Source organism: Priestia flexa NBRC 15715 (genome assembly GCF_001591565.1).
GTDB lineage: Bacteria > Bacillota > Bacilli > Bacillales > Bacillaceae_H > Priestia > Priestia flexa.
Genome location: NZ_BCVD01000177.1, coordinates 1 through 5,739 on the forward strand (window position 1 = coordinate 1; position 5,739 = coordinate 5,739).

The following is a 5,739-nucleotide window of genomic DNA, read 5'->3' on the forward strand; positions in this document are numbered from 1 at the left end:
CTTATGTCCCAGCCTCTTAATATCTTTCTAAACCGATTCTTTCACACCGCTATTTACTTTACTAGAGCTTTTTCCGACGCTGTTCAAGCGATCAATTAGCCCTAATCCAAATTCCGGATTGATATCTGCACTTCCTTTAGATAATAAATTTTCACGGAATTCGTAAGCTGATGAGCCATGCTCTGCGAAATCTAAACCAGCAATTTCTTCTTCGCTTGATACACGAATGGATGTAATTCTCGTTAAGACGAATAAGAAAATTCCAACTGTCCCCATTGTCCAAGCCATAACTGCTAGAATACCAATCGCTTGAACTCCAAGTAATTGAGCGCCTCCACCATAAAATAATCCATTTGCTGTATCGAATAACCCAACTGCTAATGTTCCCCAAATTCCACATACGCCATGAACTGTAATCGCTCCAACGGGATCATCCAACTTCATTTTACTATCAATAATATTAACAGCTTCAACAAGGATTACACCAGAGATTAAACCTATCACGATTGCACCTGGAATAGATACATTTGCTGTTCCTGCTGTAATACCAACTAACCCAGCCAAAGCACCGTTTAACGTTAAGCTTGCATCAATGCGCTTGTAACGTAATTTCGTATAAAGTGCTGAAGATAATACTCCACAAGATGCTGACATTAACGTTGTGGCAATAATTGAAGGCACTAATGATGGATCAGCAGCCAGTGTACTTCCACCATTAAATCCAAACCAGCCAAACCATAAAATGAATACACCTAACGCTCCAAGAGGGATGTTATGTCCTTGAATTGCATTTACAGAACCATCTTTACCGTATTTACCAAGACGCGCTCCTAAAAATGAAACTGCAACAACCGCTCCTAATGCACCTGTTAAGTGAACAACCGTGGAACCTGCAAAGTCCACAAATCCTAGTTCCGATAACCAGCCACCACCCCAGATCCAGTGGCCTACAACTGGATAAATAACGGCTACCATCGCAATCGTTAACAACATGTAGCTTGATAGCTTCATACGCTCTGCAACAGCACCTGAGATAATTGTTGCACATGTAGCAGCAAATACAATTTGGAATACAAAGAAACTCATTTGATCGCTTTGACCATTTAAGAAAAAGCCACTTGTTCCAATAAAGCCGCCGCTTGAATCTCCAAACATTAAAGCGAAACCAATAACAAAATATAAGACCGACGAAATTGCCACTGTTAGCATATTTTTCATCAAGATGTTTAATGCGTTTTTAGAACGTGTAAAACCTGTCTCTACCATGGCAAAGCCGGCATGCATCAAGAATACTAACACCGCTCCAAACATGACCCACATCATATCAACCGAAGCGCTGACCGATTCTACCGTTGGATCTGCCGCGTAAGCTGTTGTCGATGTCAACAAACCTAACATTAATAAGGTACCTATTTTCTTCTTCATACAATGATCATCCTTTCACACTGTTTTTATAATATCGCTTGTAAACCCACTTCGCCTGTGCGAATACGAACCGCATCTTCAACTGAATAGACAAAAATCTTACCGTCACCAATTTGGTTTGTTGAGCAAGTAGATTGAACGATTTTGATAATTTCATCAACATGTTCTGCTTCTACGACCATTTCAACCTTCACTTTAGGAACGAGTTTAATTTCGAAGCTCTGACCTCGAAACAACCCTTGCTCTCCCTTTTGTTGACCACAACCCGCAACTTCTGAAACGGTTAAACCGTTAATCCCCACTTCTTCTAACTTCTCACGTAACGATTGAAACTTTTCTGGACGGATAATTGCTTCCACCTTCTTCATTCATCGTTCCCCCTGTTTAAATGTAAGATTTTATTACATTGTATGTTATGTTTAATATCATATGATGATTTTTCAAAAAATTCAAGCTAATTTCAATAAAAAATAAGTTTTTTTTCAAAAACATGTTATGTAATCGTTATCACTAAATAATTAAGAACAAAGTTTGTATTTTTTGTAAAAAAATTCAATTTTTTTGTGTTTTTAGACACAAAAAAGAGCAAGTAGTTTAACTACTCACTCTTTTACAAAATAGACGTTAAAATCGTTTGTTTTTGCAAGCTTGTTACGTAATGCTTTTCAGTAAATACACGATACTCTTCTTTTCGAATTTTCTCTAAGATCGCTCGATACAAATGGGCAGCTCCCTTTAAAGGAAGCTGTGAAGAGATTGGATACTTACGAAGAGACTGTAAGCCTTCTTCATAAAATCTTTTGGTAAGTATACTCGTTTACGTTCTAAATCTTCTCCTATATCACGTAAAATATTTGTGATTTGCATCGCGATTCCAAGAGAAATTGCATCTGCTTCCAATTCACGATGTGTTTTTGGGGCTAGTATAGGCAGTAACATTAAGCCTACTGTACTAGCAACATGATAAGAATACAACTTTACTTCTTGATTTAAGTGAATAGCCCCTCCATGTTCTTGGACTACCTTTGCCATTGCTTTAGACAACTGATTAACACCACCAACTGGATGAAAAACACCGTATGCGTGCTCCATAATGGAAGCATTTCGTCCGCCAACGTACGGCTATTTTTCAAATACATCTACTTGATACCCGTGGCCTGCTAGTAGCATAGCTGCTGCTAAACCACCTGGACCTGCTCCAATTACAATAACACGCTTTCGCATGATACCCCCCTAATAGTTATACATTTATTATACAAATATTATATAAACCTTTGGTTATAAACACAATTAAAAATATGCGGAATTTATTTTCAATCTATTATTTATTGTAAAATGCTTAAAAAATACTGTTCATATGGTTGCATAAGTAGTAGTATCTACCCATCTTTTACCCTACTCTATAAAAATATGTATGTGTTGTCCAAATAAAATAGACGTCTCTAGCACGCCATATAAAAAGCCTTTTGATTCAGTAGAAATTTCTGAATCAAAAGGCTATATAACTTTACTCTTTAATTTGAATGTTATTATGCGCAAACCACACGTGAATTTGTGCTAGGTGAGCAAGCAGCTGAGGTCCTGTCATTAATTGACCAAACCAAGGCACTTTAAAGTCTTCTCCACCGGATTTAATAATCGCGTTTAATTGCTCATGATTAAAGAATTCATGAAGCGCTGAAGATTTGTCTCCTAAAAGCGACTCCAACCAGAGCGTTACCGCTTTTGTATAGGCTGGATTATGGGTTTTAGGATAAGGACTCTTTTTACGATATAAAACATCATGTGGTAAAACCCCTTCTAATGCTTTTCTCAAAATCCCCTTCTCTTTATTACCAACCATTTTCATATCCCAAGGAATGTTCCATGCATATTCTACTAGTCTATGATCAGCAAACGGAACCCGTACTTCCAAACTAGCTCCCATACTCATGCGATCTTTTCGGTCTAATAAAGTTGTCATGAACCAAACCATGTTTAAATAAAATAATTTGCGGCGCTGCGCATCTTCACCTGATTCTCCATCTAGTTCAGGCACTTCTTTAATCGTCTTATCGTAGGTAGCTCTTACGTATTCTTCTAAATTAAGTTTCTTTCTCCAAGAATCTTGTAGCAAGTTCATTCGTCCTTCTAAAGAACGCATCCAAGGAAACGTATCGGATTGCAGGTCGTGTTGGCGATGAAACCACGGATATCCCCCAAAGATTTCATCTGCACATTCTCCAGATAATCCAACAACAAAATCCCTCTTAATTTCTCTACAAAACCATAATAATGAGGAATCTACGTCAGCCATTCCAGGCAAATCACGTACAATTACAGCTTCTGTTAAATGATGCACAAGGTCTTCCGTTGATATAACGCAACGATGATGATTGGTTTGGAAGGTATCAGACATGAGCTGAATATACGTATAGTCTGAGTTCGGCTGAAATTCATTTGCTTTAAAGAATTTGTCATTGTCTTCATAATCAATCGAATACGTATGAAGCTGACCTTTCCCATTCTCTTTAAATGAATTAGCTGCAATTGCTGTAATGGCGCTGGAATCTACTCCACCTGATAAAAATGTACACACTGGAACATCCGATACTAATTGACGCACAATCGCATCTTCAACTAAAAACTTTACTCTTTCCGTTGTTTCTGCTAATGAATCTGTATGCTTTGCACTTTTCACATTCCAATATCTCCACACTTTAAGTCCACTTTTACTTAGCGTCATTGCATGAGCAGGCCTTAATTCATCAATTCCTTTAAAAACACCGTGCCCTGGAGAGCGTGAAGGGCCTAATCCTAACACTTCAGCTAATCCATCTAAGCCAATTTCAGCTGGTACTTCTGGGTGAGCTAAAATCGCTTTTAATTCTGATGCAAATTGTATTCCACCATCATACGATCGATAAAATAAAGGCTTGACGCCTAGACGGTCACGTGCGATAAATAACTTTTCTTCAGACGCATCCCAAATAGCAAAAGCAAAAATTCCGTTGAAATAGTCCACACACTCCTCTTTCCATTCAACATAAGCTGTTAGTAGTACTTCCGTGTCAGAGTGCCCTTGGAATTCATACCCTCGCTTCAATAACTCTTTGCGAATATCTTCTGTATTATAAAGCTCACCATTATAGCAAATCGTATATTCTTTTTGCTCTTTCTGTCTAGTCATCGGCTGCTTGCCACCTTGTGGATCTACCACAACCAATCGCTTATGCCCAAACGCCGCATGCTGTTGAACCCACACGTTTGTATCATCAGGACCTCGCTTTTCTAATGTTTCCGCCATTTTTTTAACGGTGCCTTGTTCACCTAACAAGGACCGTTTAAAATCAACCCATCCGGTGATACCACACATTAGTTATCATCCTTTCCTTACGCGCTTTGTAATGAATGAAATAATGCCATTGTATGCATGGAATTCACACAGTTGATTTGTCCATCTATTTTATTTCAATTATTTTGGTTATAAACGCCTTTGTTTTAGGAAATACAAACAAATAACAATTTTGTATATGGAGGTTTGTAAAATGAAGAGTGATTCAAAACATTCTATTCTACAAAATCAGCCCCGTTCTTTTATGACGGGAACTGTTGAATACATTGATTCAGAATGGATTTTCTTTGATGAGGAAACAGATGAAGCATCTATGCTAAACGATATCTTAAACGAATCCGTTGAGCTATACGTCAATATGAGTTGGGAAAAGGGACTATTCGTCTCAGACCACCAATTTAAGATTCACAACATGATTTATCGAATTAAAAATGGTGATAAGCTTCGCGTAACAAGAAAGCTTCCATACGCATATGAGCAATTACTGAAACACCTAAAAAAAGAAGCTTTTCACACCCTTACAACTCACTTAAATTCATTAAATATCTCACTTTATGACTGTATCTATTGTCACAATACGCTTTGTTTCCTGCCAGAAGATAAAGATACAAAAGGAGCAAACTTTCTAATCTTTGATAATGAAGAAATCATTTGTTCCGTTCAACACTTATTTGAACGTGGCGAAAACGGTTTAGACCGCTTCGAATACACGTTAAGCGACGGAAATCGCTCAATGAATTTAATTCTTCACTAAGCTGCAGAAGTACAATCATACATCAATAAGCAAAACAAAGAATACAACACACCCATGACATTAGCGGGCCCATACAATTGTACGGAAAGAATCCTTTGTTCCGTACGATTTCTTTGTTAAACGCAATCTAAAATAAGGATGTATAACAAGCAGTATAAATGATAAATAGATAACGTGAAGAGGATGGGACATAACAAAACAAATTTTCCAAAAGACGAACACTCCC

Annotated in this window: 4 protein-coding genes and 2 pseudogenes; 1 reads left to right on the forward strand and 5 read right to left on the reverse strand. The window is 37.6% G+C overall.

Features of this window, described 5'->3' with window-relative positions; genetic code table 11:
- Window positions 1-27 precede the first annotated feature (27 nt).
- The 5 genes and pseudogenes from BFL01S_RS18720 to asnB form a co-directional block, all read right to left on the reverse strand.
- Window positions 28-1,425 carry an ammonium transporter gene (locus BFL01S_RS18720; RefSeq protein WP_061786621.1) on the reverse strand — a complete coding sequence of 466 codons (1,398 nt, stop codon included), beginning with the start codon at window positions 1,423-1,425 and terminating at the stop codon, window positions 28-30.
- 26 nt (window positions 1,426-1,451) lie between these two features.
- Complete coding sequence (locus BFL01S_RS18725; RefSeq protein ID WP_061786622.1) at window positions 1,452-1,793, reverse strand: P-II family nitrogen regulator; 342 nt, start codon at window positions 1,791-1,793, stop codon at window positions 1,452-1,454.
- Window positions 1,794-2,035: 242 nt separating this feature from the next.
- Window positions 2,036-2,517 (reverse strand): annotated as a pseudogene (locus BFL01S_RS18730) (phytoene/squalene synthase family protein).
- Between the two features lie 33 nt (window positions 2,518-2,550).
- A pseudogene (locus BFL01S_RS20600) lies at window positions 2,551-2,649 on the reverse strand (NAD(P)-binding protein); the annotation flags it as partial.
- A gap of 283 nt (window positions 2,650-2,932) precedes the next feature.
- Window positions 2,933-4,780: an asparagine synthase (glutamine-hydrolyzing) gene (gene asnB / locus BFL01S_RS18735; protein ID WP_061786624.1), complete on the reverse strand. Its 1,848-nt coding sequence runs from the start codon at window positions 4,778-4,780 to the stop codon at window positions 2,933-2,935.
- 172 nt (window positions 4,781-4,952) lie between these two features.
- On the opposite strand from asnB, the gene BFL01S_RS18740 reads away from it, so the two are divergent.
- Window positions 4,953-5,513 carry a DUF2777 domain-containing protein gene (locus BFL01S_RS18740; RefSeq protein WP_025911223.1) on the forward strand — a complete coding sequence of 187 codons (561 nt, stop codon included), beginning with the start codon at window positions 4,953-4,955 and terminating at the stop codon, window positions 5,511-5,513.
- Window positions 5,514-5,739: the final 226 nt, after the last annotated feature.

Excerpts from the sequence above, each read along its gene's own strand:
- BFL01S_RS18720 (WP_061786621.1), bottom strand. The coding sequence starts at position 1,425 with ATGAAGAAGAAAATAGGTACCTTATTAATGTTAGGTTTGTTGACATCG.
- BFL01S_RS18725 (WP_061786622.1), bottom strand. The coding sequence starts at position 1,793 with ATGAAGAAGGTGGAAGCAATTATCCGTCCAGAAAAGTTTCAATCGTTA.
- asnB (WP_061786624.1), bottom strand. The coding sequence starts at position 4,780 with ATGTGTGGTATCACCGGATGGGTTGATTTTAAACGGTCCTTGTTAGGT.
- BFL01S_RS18740 (WP_025911223.1), top strand. The coding sequence starts at position 4,953 with ATGAAGAGTGATTCAAAACATTCTATTCTACAAAATCAGCCCCGTTCT.